The 15172-nt window shown below is 59.6% G+C and carries 13 protein-coding genes and 3 pseudogenes; 10 read left to right on the plus strand and 6 right to left on the minus strand.

Annotation, left to right across the window (positions count from 1 at the left end):
• The 3 genes from drmB (at position 1) to QRN38_RS27995 (ending at position 2972) form a co-directional block, all read left to right on the plus strand.
• Positions 1-1860 carry an MrfA Zn-binding domain-containing protein gene (gene drmB, locus QRN38_RS06540; protein WP_046833629.1) on the plus strand — a complete coding sequence of 620 codons (1860 nt, stop codon included), beginning with the start codon at positions 1-3 and terminating at the stop codon, positions 1858-1860.
• 1 nt (position 1861) lies between these two features.
• Entirely contained in the window at positions 1862-2623 is a 762-nt protein-coding gene (gene drmC / locus QRN38_RS06545; RefSeq protein ID WP_033836485.1) for a DISARM system phospholipase D-like protein DrmC, read from the plus strand.
• An 88-nt stretch (positions 2624-2711) separates the two neighbouring features.
• Positions 2712-2972, plus strand: a complete 261-nt coding sequence (locus QRN38_RS27995) for a transposase (protein WP_350310299.1) — start codon at positions 2712-2714, stop codon at positions 2970-2972.
• A 38-nt stretch (positions 2973-3010) separates the two neighbouring features.
• Here QRN38_RS27995 and QRN38_RS28000 read toward each other — a convergent pair.
• Positions 3011-3319: pseudogene (locus QRN38_RS28000) on the minus strand (DUF3577 domain-containing protein); the annotation flags it as partial.
• Here QRN38_RS28000 and QRN38_RS06555 point away from each other — a divergent pair.
• Positions 3258-4360 (plus strand): IS3 family transposase gene (locus QRN38_RS06555; RefSeq protein WP_095575461.1). Its coding sequence is split into 2 segments (ribosomal slippage): positions 3258-3516 and positions 3516-4360, totalling 1104 coding nucleotides; the frame shifts between segments, so codons are not numbered across the junction. The pseudogene QRN38_RS28000 and the gene QRN38_RS06555 overlap by 62 nt on opposite strands.
• 31 nt (positions 4361-4391) lie before the next feature.
• Here QRN38_RS06555 and QRN38_RS06560 read toward each other — a convergent pair.
• Positions 4392-4556: pseudogene (locus QRN38_RS06560) on the minus strand (DUF3577 domain-containing protein); the annotation flags it as partial.
• A gap of 116 nt (positions 4557-4672) precedes the next feature.
• Between QRN38_RS06560 and QRN38_RS06565 the strand changes: the two are divergent.
• Positions 4673-5188 (plus strand): annotated as a pseudogene (locus QRN38_RS06565) (IS5 family transposase); the annotation flags it as partial.
• A 156-nt stretch (positions 5189-5344) separates the two neighbouring features.
• On the opposite strand, the gene QRN38_RS28005 reads toward QRN38_RS06565, so the two are convergent.
• Positions 5345-5674 carry a DUF4879 domain-containing protein gene (locus tag QRN38_RS28005; RefSeq protein ID WP_081025530.1) on the minus strand — a complete coding sequence of 110 codons (330 nt, stop codon included), beginning with the start codon at positions 5672-5674 and terminating at the stop codon, positions 5345-5347.
• 595 nt (positions 5675-6269) lie between these two features.
• Between QRN38_RS28005 and QRN38_RS06570 the strand changes: the two genes are divergently transcribed.
• A complete protein-coding gene (locus tag QRN38_RS06570; protein ID WP_057419151.1) occupies positions 6270-8390 on the plus strand; it encodes an XVIPCD domain-containing protein in 2121 nt (706 codons plus the stop codon).
• The gene (locus QRN38_RS06575; protein WP_046833627.1) at positions 8390-9313 is read left to right on the plus strand and encodes a hypothetical protein; all 924 of its coding nucleotides are present in this window, start codon (positions 8390-8392) and stop codon (positions 9311-9313) included. The genes QRN38_RS06570 and QRN38_RS06575 overlap by 1 nt, the downstream gene beginning before the upstream one ends.
• Positions 9314-9450: 137 nt before the next feature.
• Here the strand turns inward: QRN38_RS06575 and QRN38_RS06580 are convergent, their stop codons facing one another.
• Both QRN38_RS06580 and QRN38_RS06585 read right to left on the minus strand, forming a co-directional pair.
• Positions 9451-9990, minus strand: coding sequence for an IS5 family transposase (locus QRN38_RS06580; protein WP_015471929.1), 540 nt, complete (start codon positions 9988-9990; stop codon positions 9451-9453).
• Between the two features lie 428 nt (positions 9991-10418).
• A complete protein-coding gene (locus tag QRN38_RS06585; RefSeq protein ID WP_057419152.1) occupies positions 10419-11294 on the minus strand; it encodes a LysR family transcriptional regulator in 876 nt (291 codons plus the stop codon).
• A gap of 284 nt (positions 11295-11578) precedes the next feature.
• Between QRN38_RS06585 and QRN38_RS06590 the strand changes: the two genes are divergently transcribed.
• The 3 genes from QRN38_RS06590 (at position 11579) to QRN38_RS06600 (ending at position 13866) form a co-directional block, all read left to right on the plus strand.
• Positions 11579-12448, plus strand: coding sequence for an NmrA/HSCARG family protein (locus tag QRN38_RS06590; RefSeq protein WP_057419153.1), 870 nt, complete (start codon positions 11579-11581; stop codon positions 12446-12448).
• Positions 12449-12536: 88 nt separating this feature from the next.
• A complete protein-coding gene (locus QRN38_RS06595) occupies positions 12537-12938 on the plus strand; it encodes a DoxX family protein (RefSeq protein WP_024655927.1) in 402 nt (133 codons plus the stop codon).
• Positions 12939-12963: 25 nt separating this feature from the next.
• Complete coding sequence (locus QRN38_RS06600) at positions 12964-13866, plus strand: pirin family protein (RefSeq protein ID WP_044389993.1); 903 nt, start codon at positions 12964-12966, stop codon at positions 13864-13866.
• Between the two features lie 120 nt (positions 13867-13986).
• Here QRN38_RS06600 and QRN38_RS06605 read toward each other — a convergent pair whose 3' ends face one another.
• Positions 13987-15156, minus strand: coding sequence for a Gfo/Idh/MocA family protein (locus QRN38_RS06605; protein ID WP_057419154.1), 1170 nt, complete (start codon positions 15154-15156; stop codon positions 13987-13989).
• Positions 15157-15172 lie beyond the last annotated feature (16 nt).

The raw sequence follows: 15172 nt of genomic DNA on the forward strand, positions 1-15172 counted from the left end.
ATGATCATCAACAACAAAACTCCAGTCGGAGAAGTACGCCCCAGCCAATTGCTGTGGACCTATGGGCCCGGAGCTCTGATTGACCTGCCGAGCCTGTCAGTGGTGACGCTTGGCATCGACCGATGGGAAAAGGATCGCTGCCAGCCGATTCAGGAGGCACGTCTGCTCGCTGCTGTTCGGAAGGTTCTGGGTGCGCAGGTCGAAAACCTGCGGATGCCTCCATTCCATAAGAGTGAGCTCGTCGATGTCTGGTCGGCAGAGGCCAACATCGGTGTTCCCGTTCGGCCATTCCCGCGCTGGATGCGCTGCGTGAAGTGCGGCCTGCTATCACCCTTTGATGCCGGTCTGTTCGAGATCAAGGAGAACCGCTTCAGGCCGGAGCGAACCCGCTTTGTACACAAAGGCTGCCGAGGCTCCAAAGGCGACCAACCTGCGAAGGACGCGGATGCCGTTCCCGCACGTTTCCTGCTGGCCTGCCGAGACGGCCATCTTGATGACTTCCCTTGGCACTACTTCGTCCACGGCGGTAATAGTTCGTGCAAGGGCACGCTGCGCTTCTTCGAGAGCGGCGCGTCGCTGCAAACGGAAAACCTGTGGGTGAAGTGTGATGCCTGTGGGGCATCCAGAAGCATGGCCCATGCTTTCGGCAAGGCGGGAAAAGAGAATCTTCCTGGGTGCCGGGGACGGCATCCGCACCTAGACCACTTCGACCAGGAATGCGATGAGGAAGCACGGGCGGTGCTATTGGGTGCCACGAATAGCTGGTTCCCGATCACGCTCTCCGCACTTGCAATCCCTCAGACCAAGGACCCGCTCAGTCAACTGATCCAGGATGGCTGGGAGTTTTTCGATGAACTCGAATCCGAAGCCGAGGTGTCGGTGACGGTGAAGACCTTGAAGAAGACCGGGGCGCTGCCAGGAATCGACAAGTATCAGGCGGCGTCGATCTGGTCGGCCATTGATGCACACCGCAAAGGCGGCGGGCAGGAGGCCGTGGGTGAGGCCGACATCAAAGGGCCCGAGTGGGATGTGCTGACAGAGGCCAACCCGCCCACGGACTACCCGCACTTCATGAGTAAGAAAGTCCGCACGCCATCAGGATTCAGCGGCCCTATCAGTCGAGTCTTGCTCCTTGAGCGCTTGCGCGAAGTGAATGCCTTGTTGGGCTTCACTCGGGTCGAAGCACCCGAAGAGTCTGGCGATCCGAATGAACGCCCTCAGATGGCCAGTCTGTCGCGCAGCAAGCCAGACTGGGTGCCAGCCAATCAGGTTCATGGCGAAGGAATCTTCGTGCAGTTTAACGAAGCCGCGCTCGTCAAATGGGAGGCATTGGATGGCGTGAAAAAGGTCGACCAGATGCTCCGTGGCGGGCATAAGGGATGGCGCAATTCGCGTCATCTCGAACCGAACGAAGGCTACCCCGGCATTCGCTATGCAATGCTGCACACCCTGTCTCATTTGCTGATTCGTGAACTGGCGCTGGAGTGCGGGTACAACGCTGCGAGCATTCGTGAGCGCATCTATGCCGATACGTCGGGCGACAGCCCGCAGGCGGGCATCCTTATCTACACCGCAGCAGCAGATTCTGACGGCACGCTGGGCGGCCTTGTTGATCTTGGCAAACCAGAAAACCTAGGTCGCCTGCTGGAGCAAGCACTGAATCGCTCGAAGATATGCTCATCCGATCCGCTCTGCTCGGAACATGACCCCGAAAAAGACCGCTCATTGCATGGGGCTGCTTGCCATGCGTGCTCTCTAGTGGCGGAGACCTCTTGCGAGCGAGGCAATCGCTATCTGGATCGATCGCTGCTCATACCAACACTCGAACGCGCCGACGCTGCTTTCTTCAAGGGTTTCTGACATGGATGAACTCTTGGATGCCATTGCAGCCTTGGTCTCTCTGGTCTCGCCTGAGAAGGTGCAGGCCGTTGCCGCCCGCGTTCGTCGAACTGATGCCAGCAAGGCTGCGACGACGTTGTCGAGTGTGGTCGGAACCCCGGTAGCCGGCAGCGTGGTCGAGCACCTTGCGGCAGCCTGGCAAAACACCAAGGTCGGTTCTGACGAACTGGCATCAATGCTCATCGCCGCCAGCCACGTTTACGTCAAAGCCGCTTCCGAGCAATCCACCGAACTCGTGTGGACTGGCCCGACGACACCTTTCGTATCGGCGCGTCGAACAGAGCAAGCGCTTTTGCAGGTCATCAACTCCGCAGAACAATTGTTGTTCATTACTAGCTTCGTGGCCTACGACGTGTCCACCATCGTCAAGGCGCTGAACGCGGCAAATGATCGCGGTGTGGGCATCTTAATGCTGCTCGAGTTGTCTCAAGATAATGGTGGCAGCATCACTTTCGATGCAATAGGCAAAATGAAGACGCTGGTTCCGGCCGCCAATCTCTATGCCTGGCGCGACAAGAACGACCCGTTTTCCGACGGCCGCGTCCACGCCAAAGTTGCGGTCGCGGATAGCAAAATTTGTTTCATCACCAGCGCGAACCTGACCGGGCATGCGATGGAGAAGAATATGGAAGCGGGCGTACTCATCTCCGGGGGACATATTCCCACATTGCTAGGTCAACATCTGAAATCGCTGGTTGCTATGAAAGTAGTTTCGCCAATATGAAGTAGTCCCTCTCACAGGCTTAATGCTGTTCACTTAGAGCGGCTAACAACACCCCTTGAATATTATTGGCCAGCGGCAAAATGAGGGCATGACACGTCGCAAAGAGATCTCCAGTGCGCTGTGGAAGCGCATTGAGCCACTGATTCCGCAAGTGAAGCGTTCGCCCAAAGGTGGACGGCCGCGTATCATTGGTGAGCAAGCCCTCAATGGCATTATCTATGTTTTGCGCACGGGCGCGCTATGGGAAGCTCTGCAGCTTCGGGAGCCGGTGCTTCCTGCTCGACAGGAGTGGCGGCGCGCTCGCTGGCTTCGTCTCGCGGACTCGGCGGACTTCGGCTCGGCCTTGTAGACCATGTTGCCGTCGACCTTGATCCAGCTGATATAAAGCAGACGAGCCTTGACACTGACGCCCTGTTCGCTGGCGCGCTCACCTTTTTCATAGGTGAAGACGTCGGTCCACAGATCGCCCAGGCGAAAGCCGATCAGCACCTTCTTCTTGTCTTTGGTGGCCTGCTCGCACTTGCGCACCAGATGTTGAGCCTCCGAGCCCGACACGCGCGTATCGACGACGTCCACCCAATTTTGAGTAGCGCCCCAGTTTGGAGTCCAATTCCCTACCCCGAGGAGATTGGACGTGAAGAAGCGCTTTACCGAGGAACAGATCATTGGCTTCCTGCGCGAAGCCGAAGCGGGCATAGCGATCAAGGACCTATGCCGGCGCCATGGCTTCAGCGAGGCCTCGTACTACCTGTGGCGCAGCAAGTTCGGCGGGATGAGCGTGCCCGATGCCAAGCGGCTCAAGGACCTTGAGTCCGAGAATGCTCGACTGAAGAAGTTGCTAGCCGAGCAGCTGTTCGAGAACGACCTGATCAAGGATGCGCTGCGAAAAAAGTGGTAAGCGCACCGGCGCGTCGTACGCTGGTGCGCGAGTGGATCGGGCGCGGTGCCAGCGAGCGTCGTGCCTTGGCAGCGATCGGCATGAGCGCCAGTGCGCTGCGCTATTGCCCGCGCGAAGACCGCAATGGCGAACTGCGCGAGCGCATTCTTGCGCTGGCGCATCGCCATCGTCGCTATGGCGTGGGGATGATCTATCTCAAACTGCGACAGGAAGGGCGCATCGTGAACTACAAACGCGTGGAGCGGTTGTACCGCGAACAGCAGCTACAGGTCCGGCGGCGCAAGCGCAAAAAAGTGCAAATAGGCGAGCGTCAGCCGCTGCTGCGGCCATCGCAGGCCAACCAGGTGTGGTCGATGGACTTCGTGTTCGACCGCACTGCCGAAGGGCGGGTGATCAAGTGTCTGGTGATCGTGGACGATGCAACCCACGAAGCGGTCGCCATCGACGTGGAGCGCGCGATCTCGGGACATGGCGTTGCGCGCGTGCTGGATCGGTTGGCACACAGTCGCGGCTTGCCGAAGGTGATCCGCACTGACAACGGCAAGGAGTTTTGCGGTAAGGCGATGGTCGCCTGGGCGCATGCCCGTGGCGTGCAGTTGCGGCTGATCCAACCCGGCAAACCGAACCAGAACGCCTACGTCGAATCCTTCAATGGCCGACTACGCGACGAATGCCTCAACGAGCACTGGTTCCCGACACTGCTGCACGCGCGCACCGAAATCGAACGCTGGCGACGCGAATACAACGAGGACCGACCCAAAAAAGCAATCTGCGGCATGACCCCGGCTGCGTATGCCCAACATCTGGCAAACACCGATATCATTACCCCCGGACTCTAAACCAAGCCACTACTCAGGGTGGGAGGACGTCGTCGAAACGCACATACGAGACGTCGTCGCTTGGACCGTTGAGCGCTGCGATGTCGCAGGCCAAGAAAGGAGAACCTTTCTTCGGCTTCACTTCGCGGATGCGATTGAGATAGTCGAGGCCAGTGATGTGCAGGTCGAAAAAGGACTTTTCGTTGGATGTGGTCATGGTGGATCTCCTGAAAAAGAATGCGGAGACACACCGACCCTGACAGGGAGGTGTAAAAACCCCCGCGTGGGTTGATGAATCGTGATATTTGCCGTGACTAAATTGGCATCACCGCCGACCATGCACGCGACCCTGAGATGCATCAGACCAAGAAGGGCAATCAGTGGTATTTCGGGATGAAGGCGCACATTGGCGTGGATGAATTTTCCGGGCTGGTGCGCCACGTCCGTTGCACGGCCGCCAACGTCGCCGATGTGACGGTGACGCACGCAGTGCTGCATGGGAAGGAAGACAGCGTGTTTGGGGGTAGCGGCTACACCGGTGCCGATAAGCGCGAAGAACTGCAGGACTGCGAGGCTGCATTTTTCATTGCTGCCAAGCGTTGGACGCTTCAAGCCATCGGCAACAGACGCGAGCGTGCTCGACAAGCGCGTTGGGAACACTTCAAGGCCAGCGTGCGCGCGAAGGTGGAGCATCCATTCCGGGTGATCAAGCGCCAGTTCGGTTACACCAAGGTCCGCTATCGCGGCCTGGCCAAGAACACGGCGCAGGTGCTGATGTTGTTTGCGCTGTCAAACCTGTGGATGAAGCGAAAGCAGTTACTGCCTGCTATGGGGAGCGTGCGCCTGTAGCCCGGGGTTTTCCCACGGAAAGCGCCAGAAATGGCCAAACTCCGAAGATCCAAACGCGACTCGCCGGAACGATTCGACATTCCGCGCTCTCAGGCCGCGTTATTCAGACCTTCCGTAACCGTCGAGGTTGTAGTAATGATAAAACCCGACGACGGTCTACCCTGTGCTACATGCTGTGTAGGAACTGCCAGTCTGACAAAATGGATCATTGAAGTAATTTGCGCTGCTTGGCAAAACAGCACCGTTCATCCATGCCGTCCCGCTCCCATCGTAGCCAACCTCTTGAACAACGACGCGCAATTGTGTCACTCCATGGTTGCCGGTTGTTGATGCTTGACCCACCGTCGTCATGTACTCCCAACCCCCGAACAGGGTAGAGCCGACAGCGTAGACGATAACCCGAGAGAGAGGCGCCGCCGGTGCCAAGATGTGCATGTCGGGTCCGCCCTGCGGGAGCATTGTCGTTCCGACTGATGCGCGATCCATTGCGCTTTGCGGATACAGGATCGGCGGAAAAACTGTAATGGCTCTGTGGATCTTTTGTCTTTCCTCAGCGGCGGCCGAGTTCGCAAAGACAGAATTGCCAATGCAACTGCTATTCCGAATATCCGTTTCCTAGCGGTTTCTTGGTAGGCGCAGCGGGTTGCTGCGAAGCAATAATACTTTGGTAGGTAATGTGCGATCCGCAGCAGCTTTCGGAATTCGTATACAAATTGACTTCAGAACCTATGCACCATCCAGGCTGATGGCGATCAATGGCCGCCCTCCGCAAGATGCGGTCTGACGCCGATACTAACAGTAGTGGATACGCCCGCGGGGTCGTTCGGCATTGGCTCGAAGCGAGCGGGCCGCAGGGCGTACCTGCGGCCTTCTTGATCGACGCGCATGTCGTGATCGACCGGACCGTCGATCCTGCCAAAATCGGGGCTGTAATGCCTGTCGTAGAGAATGCAACATGCCGGGGAACGTATATTCCGGCCACTTCCCCTGGGTCTGGCCGACACTTGCAGTACTGGCTGCGCCGCGCTCAAAATACGGTCGCAGGGAAGAACGCACACCTTAAATGCCCGGAGGCAGCCACATGGCCAGCACCACCGAGATCGCAGCACTGCTGTCTGCCACCGATGCACAGGGCCGGGTCGATCCGATGGCCTACGAAGCGCAACGGTTGATCCTGCAGCACCAAGGCCTGGGGAGCGTGGATGCTGCTGCGCTGGTGCATGCTCTGCCGGCCTCGCCGGGATTCGCCGCCTTCGACCGTAACGCCTTCTTTTCCGCCATCGACCAGCGCCTGGAGACGCCGCAGGAACGGCAGCGCTTTGCTGATGCGCTGGACCAGGCCAACCTCAGCGATAGCTTGCTCGAGCGGCTGGGCGAGCGGGCCTTTGAGGCCGGTGGGCAGGCCTATGACGCTACGCGCAAAGCGGCGAGCCGGGCCGGCGCCCAAGTCAGCGATGGCCTGGCCACTGCGCAGCGCACCGCCCGCCACCCGGCCGCCGATCCCGGTGCCTCGCCCGCGTTGCGCGCTGCAGCGAATGTCGGCAGCAACGTGATCGGTGAGGCTCAGCAAGGCTACGGTTTCGTCACCGGCGGTGCCACGCACGCCCTGTCCACGCTCAGCGATACCGTCGATCTGGCGCGCATGGGTGTGCGCTTGGCGTCCGATCCCAACTACCGAGACGTGGTGGTCGGCATGGTCCGCATCTATGCCGCCGAGGTCGCCGCCGACCCGCACAAGCCGATCGACCAGGTCCGCAGCGCCGTCACGCAGGCGTGGCAGCATTGGGAACAGGGGTTGGCACAGGCGCAACGCGATGGGCGCGAGCGCGAATACATCGGCAGCGCGGCCGGTGCGGCCGGAGTGGAGATCCTGGCCACCCTGGTGCCGGCAAGCAAAGTGAGCAAGCTCGGCAAGGCCGCGCAGATCATGGAGGACATCGCCCCCCGGGCCGCCGCCGAGGCCAGCGAAGGCCTGGCCGATGCCGCGCGTGCCGAACGCGCTGGTGCGCGCGCCCACGACGGCACTGAGTATGCGCCCGAGCGCCATGCGGGCTTGCCCAGCCGCGCTCGCGCCTACGCCGAGGGGCTGGAGGAAATCGGCCAGGCCGCCCGGCGTGGTGGTGAGGCCGGCGAAGGGGCGCAGCAGATGCTGCGCGGGCTGGTCGGCCAGGCCCGCCAGGACGGCCACCTGGACGATCTGGTCCGCGCCGCGCGCGCCACCGACAACGTCGAAGGCCTGCTGCGCAGCGGCCAACTGGCACCGCACGAACTCACCGCCATCCTCAAGCGCACGCCGGGTGTCTTTGACGGCAGGATCGATTTCCCGACGGCCCTAGACCACAGTACGCAGGGCGTGGACCTGACCCGGCTCACCACCCGCCAGCTCGGCGACATCGGCGAAGCCATCCAGACCCATGACCTGGTAAAGCAGGGATATAGCGACATCGTCGCGATCAAGAACCGCTCCGGTCACGGCATCGACCTGGTCGGCCGCAACCCTGATGGTGATCTGGAGTTCTTCGAGATTAAGACCTCGGCCAAGGGATTGGCGCCGGCGCAACATGGGGACCCGGAACAATTCGTAGCCAAGCGGCTTGAGCGGGCGATTGACGCCCAGGGTCACTGGGATCCGAAGAACACGATACCTGGGCTGAAGTCGATCGCTCAGGATATCAGCAGGGAAATCGGCCCGGAGGCCGAGAACATCAACGCCACGTGGGTGCGGCTCAATCTGAGCCGGAGCCCGGACGCGCCGCACTTGCAGATCGAACGCAAGATAGATCCATGGGTCAAGCCCGCAGCGCCGAAACAGACGATGCTGACTCCTGGCGATGCCGACCACCCAGACCACGCCGCATTTGACACGATACTGCGCACGGTGCAGGGCGACGGCCGTTGGAACGTTGCGGAAAGCCACAATATTGCCGCGAGCCTGCTGAAGGAATACAAGGCCGATCCGCTGTGTAAGACCCTGGACTCGGTGCGCATCGGCGGCAGCGCCGATACGCCATGCATCTTCGCGGTCAGTTCGCCACACGGCGACAGAGGCCCGGATTTCCATGTCCACGTCCAAGCCGAGCAAGCTGCGCAGCGCCCGGCGGCCGAGAGCTTCGCTCAGGTCCAACAGATCAACCAGCAACAAGCGCAGACCCAGGAAACAGAGCAACAGAACCTGGCTCACCGCGGCCCGAGGATGAGTTGATGGCAAACGACAAGAGCGACCAACACCCGCCCACGTGGCATCCTTCGTTGAAGAAGACCTTCAAGCGGTGTGATCGCTGGATCGAGCGCGCCAGCCGGGACAATGAACCACAGCGATATTTCGACAACATAGAGAACTATCTTGCGGCCTCCGGCCCTGTGTCGGGCAAACTTTGGATGGAACTAACTTGGGCTGGCCATGTGTATGCGGTCCAAGCCTGCGCCCTCAGCGGCCAAGGCCGCTTGGACGAACTCGCCCAGCCGCTGCGCTGGGCGGTGGCGATGCGCTCAATCGCATTTCGCTTCGAGGCCGCCGTGACCCTGGCCTGGACCACTGAGCGGCAACCGCTGCTACCGTTCTGGACCAGCATGAAGGTGGCCGCCACCGCAATGCTCTCGCAGTGGGAGGCCACCGAGGCTGGTGCCCGCTTCCTGATCCAGGTCGCGCACAAGGACCAGGCCCTGAAGCCCGATGAGTGGCGTCGCGAGGGGTGGGGCAAAGGCACTAACGACACCTTCCTGATTTTCCTGTTCGCACAGGCTTTCGGCATTTCGACCCATTACCGGCCTGTGCACCCGCTGATCCCCGAATACCAGGCCGTGCTCGACCACTGGCGCAGCACCGACGCAGCGGCTTTCCAGGCGGCCATGCAGGCCGCGGCCGACTGGCACATCGCCCGCAGCAAGGATGGCACCGAGCGCAACACCTACGAGTTCGAGAAGGACATCGATCGCGTCTACCCCGCCGAACTGCTCGCCGTGCAGGCCCTGCGCCAGCGCGACGGCCTGCCGCATTTCGACACCGGCCATCTGCTGATTGACACGCCCTGGGCTATCCTGCGCAACCTGACCGAGTGTGCGTCGCATCCGCTCGCTGTGACGGTGGAGGAGCGGGTGCGCAGGGACTATCCAGATTTCCGTTGAGGCTAATACCTCAGACACAATGGGGCGATGGGCCAGTACCGATTCCCCATGGCCGCCGGTGTGGGCTGGTGCGACGCTGCCGCCATGTTCAGCTGACCTCGGTCAGCAACATGCCCAGGTAGCCATGATCTTCGAGGCTACGGCGCGGTTCCGTCAGCGTGATCAGACCAGTTCGCATCCGGCATCCCAGTGCGAACAATCGCCGAGCCATCGGCGTTCTTGGTCGAACTGGGCGCCGCGATCAGCGTCGCATCGACGATTGTGCCCGACTGCAGGCTCTGGCCCTTGCGTGCCAGATGCGCGTTGACCGCTTCCAGCATCCGCGCGGCAAGGCCATGGGTCTCCAGCAGGCGCCGAAAGTTCAAAATCGTGGTCTCGTCCGGAACGTTGTCCAAGCCACCGAGGTGGGCAAAGCGCCGCAAGGTCGGAATCTCGTGCAGCGCTTCTTCCATCGCCGGATCGCTAAGCGCATACCACTGCTGCAGCAGATGAATCCGCAACATCGTCGCCAGTGCGTATGGCTGTCGACCAGGGCGCCCCGACACCGGATAGTGCGGTGCGATCAGACCGAGCAAGTGCTGCCACGGAACCACCTGCTCCATCTCGGCTAGGAAGATCTCCCGGTGAGTCTGCTTGCGCTTGCCCAGGCCCTCAGCGTCACCGAACGTCAGTTGCATGGATCACTGCTCAACATGAGGCGGGTAGTGTCGCGTATCTATGGTGCGTTGTTCAGAGGGGCTCTGCGTCCGTTGCAATGGCGTAGATGGCAGTCCTTGAACCTTGATGGAAGCCCTTGGGCGAATTTTGTTGCATAGGGCGAAAAACAAGGCTAGAATTCAGGCCTTCGCTAATCATCGAGGCGAAGAAAGTAATTGGGAATCAACGACTTAGCGCTCTAGAGCATGACTCGTTTCCCGCTCCAGATATTTTCAACACGCTTCAATTGAAGTGTGTGGAAACCAGAAAGAGGCTTATGCCTCTTTTTTTTCGTCCTGATAAAAGCTGCTCATGGCCATGAGTAACCGCGAGCTTCAGTGCGTTATTCGATGTCTGTTAAATCAGTGTCTCGATGTACTTGCCTCTCTCCAGGCCTGTGAACGGCTCTCTATCCCTTCAGCACCAGAGACATGTCAGGGTAACTGGCGCAGATGAAATCAACGAAGGCGCGAACCTTGGGTGAGACAAGGCGCCTGGACGTATGCAGCACCCAGAGTTCGGGTTGTGCACCCGATATCGTGCCCCACTGAACCAACTCTCCACGGGCAAGCTGGCTCCATGCGATGGACTGTGGAATGAGCGCAGCACCGCCTCCGGCGACAGCCGCATCGCGGACCATCATCAGCGACGAGAACCACAGTTTCGGAATCGGTTCCAGAACCAGATGTCCGTTATCGAGTTTCCAGTGGGTGGGCTGGAAGCTCGACGTCACAATGGCAGGCGTCTGTCTGATGGCGCCTGGCATTGGCCTGGGCAGTTCCGGTGCCGCCACGACTATCAGTCGGTCCCTGGCGAAGCATCGGCCCACCAGACTGCTGTCCGGGTCAGGATTGATGCGGATAGTGACGTCGAACTGCTCCTCGACGAGGTCGACCAGGCGGTCCTCCGCCGTGACTTCAATGATCACCTCCGGGTAGGCGGCATAAAACCCGGCGCCGATGCGACCCATCGCAAGTTGAGAGAACAGAACGGGGGAGGCGACACGCAAGCGCCCGCGCGGCGTCGCAACGCCATCACGGGTCGCCGTCATGGCTTCTGCCACCTCACCCAGCGGCCCCTCTGTTCGTGCCATCAACATTTCACCGGCTTCGGTGAGTTTCAGGCCGCGAGCGCTGCGCTCGATCAGCCTGACGCCCAGTTGTTCCTCAAGGTCCGCGATTCGGCGCGATAGGGTTGCCTTGGATATGCCGCTCGCACGGCTCGCTTTTCCGAGCCCTTCGTTGTTGGCCACAAGCATGAAATCGATTAGCGCGTTCAGGTTCATGGTGTTCCATTTTTGAAACGAAGTGTCTGCACTTTGGCGTCTCTGCTTAATTTGCGCAACAGGTTATCTTCTCGTCATCGGATCTCAGCATGAGGCATTGCGATGAACACTCTGCAAAACACGCGGTGCTCGTCCATGCCTGAGTTCCGGATAGGCGAGGTCGCTGGCTTCTCAGGCATCCCAAGGCGATTGAACGTAATCGCACCGTTTCGGGAGCCGGCAAAGTCGTTGCGGACTTCTCACGCTGATTGACACCACCCCCCATTACTGCAGGAGATTAAAAAATGAGCATTCTCGTTACTGGCGCCACGGGCACCATCGGTTCACTCGTTACGCAGGGCCTCGCCAGCGCGGGTGCCGATGTCAAAGCCATGGTGCGCCAACCCGGCAAGCGTGATTTTCCGGCTGGCGTCACCGAGGTAGTCGCAGACCTCACTGATGTGTCCTCCATGCGTGTCGCGCTGTCTTCGGTGCGCACGCTGTTTCTGCTCAATGCAGTGACGCCCGATGAAGTTACGCAAGCGCTGATCGCGCTGAACCTCGCTCAGGAGGCTGGTATCGAGCGCATCGTTTACCTGTCAGTGATTCATGCCGACACGTTCACCAACGTTCCGCACTTCACCGGCAAGTACACGGTCGAGCGCATGATCGAAAGCCTCGACATCCCCGCGACTATTCTGCGTCCCGCGTACTTTATGCAAAACGACCTCATGGTCCAGCAGACGATCCAGAACTACTCGGTGTACCCAATGCCTATCGGCTCGGCGGGCGTTTCAATGATTGACGCGCGCGATATTGCCGATGTTGCCGTGGCAGAACTGTTGCGACGCGACGAGGCATCTTCTGCTCTTGATCGTGTAACGCTGGAGTTGGTGGGGCCACAAGCGCTGACTGGTGCATCCGTGGCACAAACCTGGAGTTCCGCTCTGGATCGCGAGATCGCCTACGGTGGCGATGATGTAGCAGCCTTCGAAGGGCAATTGGCTTCTTACGGTCCTGGCTGGCTGGCTTACGACATGCGCTTGATGATGGCGGGCATCCAGAAGTTCGGTATGCAAGCGGCTGAAGGAACCGTGGAACGGTTGGAAGCCATCATTGGGCACCCGCTGCGCTCTTATGAAGGCTTCGTCCGCGAAGCCACTGCCGGCGTCTAAAAAACGAGCAGGGGGCATTTTGGCCAATGTATTGCCCTTTGCTAATTCCTCTACGTTCGGCTCCGCGCCGTATAAAGTGAACACTTGTATGAGCAACCAAGCTTTCAATCAATCCGGCAGTACGAGCAACGCGTTCAAGTACACATCCCTTGGATTACGTTTAATAGCTGCCCTGGCGTTTCTTGCGGCTGGCGGTGCCAAGCTCGCCGGCGTGCCCATGATGGTCGAGATCTTCGACCATATTGGCTTGGGTCAGTGGTTTCGTACCGTGACGGGGTTGATCGAAATCGTCGCTGCTGTCGCCCTGTTCATACCTGTCACCATCGGGTTGGGAGGTCTGCTGCTGGCGGTCACTATGTGCGTTGCGATTTTCACTCACCTCTTCGTTATCGGGGGTAGCCCTGTACCGGCAATCTTTTTGCTATTGGTCACGGCTGGTATCGCCTGGCTCCATCGCGCCAGCATTTTCAATCTGATCCGTCCAGTGTAAGCCTCACTTCACGGGAATCGACGCCATGACTACTTCCTCAACCACTCCTGACACTGGTTTGTGCCGGCATATTACTCAGCGCACTCTAGGGGCGGCAGGTCATGGGCCTATAACCCGCCTGATGAGTCCATCTGATCTAGGTCAGCTCCTCAAACCGTTCGTGTTCCTTGATATCTTTGACGTCAGTGGCGATGCAGTCCACGCGATGGAGAGCATGCCCATACATCCTCATTCCGGCATAGCGACGGTGACCGTATTCACAGAAGGCAGGGTGCGCTATGACGATCCGGGAAATGGGCAAGGCACCTTCGGTTACGGTGGTGTCGAATGGATGCGTGCAGGTGGTGGCATTTGGCATGGTAAAGAACTGACTGCCGAAGAGGTTCCTCGCATCCAGGGATTTCAACTGTGGATTGCCTTGCCGGCGGGCCTGGAAAACGCTGAGCCTGAAAGCCGTTATATCGAGTCGGTTGGAACGATCGAGGGTCAGCCGGCTCATGTCATCCTTGGCAACTACCAAGGCGTGCAAAGTCCCGTCCCTGCGCCTGAGGGCGTCAATTATCTGCTGGTCACACTAAAGCCGGGTGAGCGTTGGGTCTATCATCCGCCTATCGGGCACAGCGTCGGATGGCTCGCAGTTGCCAAGGGCGCGCTGAATGCCGAAGGTGTTGTTCGGGCTGGCGAGATGGTTGGTTTCGACTCCAGCGAGCTGCCCATTACATTGCACGCTTCAGATCAGGAGGGTGCGGTATTCGTCTTGGGTTCGGCGGTACCCCATCCACATCCGCTTCACCTTGGGTACTACTCGGTGCATACCAATGCGCAGTCGCTTGAAAAGGGGGAGCGACGCATAGCCGAACTGGGCAAGAAGTTGCAGGCTGCGGGAGACCGCCGTACGGAGTCAGGAACAACTCCAGTCTTTCGCTGACAGCCTGCAATCCTTTGCAAGTGGAAATTGAACAGCCTGAGCAAACCGGCAGGGCGATTCATTCTTCTGTCCGGCTATTGTTCTGTTCGGTTTTAACCGATGGAGGTCCGAGGCAGGACCTCAATAGGCGACCCAGATGGAGTCGTTGTCGGCGGACAGTACGCAGCGCTCGACCCATCGCACGCCTTCGACGCCAGCGTCTATTCCTGGATAGCGCACCGCGCTGAGGGCTTGGGTATCGGATCGGTCAGTCGCATCCATGGCCAGGGCAAAGCGGTAATAAAGATTGGCCCATGCTTCGAACAGGCCTTCCGGGTGACCACCGCCAATACGGTCGTCTATCAGCGCATTGGGGTGCAGATACCCCATACCGCGCTCAAGTATTTGCGCGGGCTGCCCCTGAACTTCAAAGCTCAACTGGTTAGGTCGCTCATCCCACCACTCGAGGCTGGCGCGAGAGCCGATGACGCGGATCTTCTGGCCATGCATGGAGCCTGCATTGACCGCGCTCGACCACACCATGCCCATCGCGCCACCTTCGTATTCCATCAAGGTGTACGCGTTGTCTTCCAAGGGCGCGCGGCTGGCGACGAAGCTTTGCCGACTGCACATCAGGCGTTTGATTTTCAGGTCAGGCAGCATCACTTCCGACAAGTACAACGGGTGCGTTCCGACATCGCCAAGCACGTAGCTCGGCCCCGCCTGACGCGGATCGACACGCCATTGCGTCGCCTGGCTTTGCGCCTCCACCGGCGCGCTATGGAAACCGTGGGCGAACTGCATGTGCACCATGCGCACGTCGCCCAGTTCACCGGCGGCGATCATTTCCCGGGCCTGTTCGATCAGTTGATGGCCGGCATACCCGTAGGTCACACCGACAATGCGGTTATGTTTATGCGAAAGTTCGCGCAGGTTTTCGGCCTGCTCGACAGTGAAACACAGGGGTTTTTCACACACCACGTGCAGCCCGGCCTCGAGCGCTGCCTTGGTGATGGAGTAATGCGTGCCATTAGGCGTGGCGATCGAGACCGCTTGAATGCCGTCTGCACGCCGGGCCTCCTGTTCGAACATACTCAGGTAATCGGCGTAACAGCGTTCGCTATCGACACCCAGTTGCTCGCCAAAGGCGCTGCCTCTTATCGGATCGATGTCGAATGCGCCCGCCAGCAGTACAAAGGTATTGTCACGCAATGCTGCGCAGCGGTGGATGTAGCCGATCTGGCTCTGACTTCCGCCGCCTACCATGGCCCAGCGGATCGGTTGGGAGATACGTTTGCTGCCGTTGATCATGGAATATGCCTCGTGC

The organism is Pseudomonas sp. CFBP2511 (genome assembly GCF_030209255.1).
GTDB lineage: Bacteria > Pseudomonadota > Gammaproteobacteria > Pseudomonadales > Pseudomonadaceae > Aquipseudomonas > Aquipseudomonas avellanae.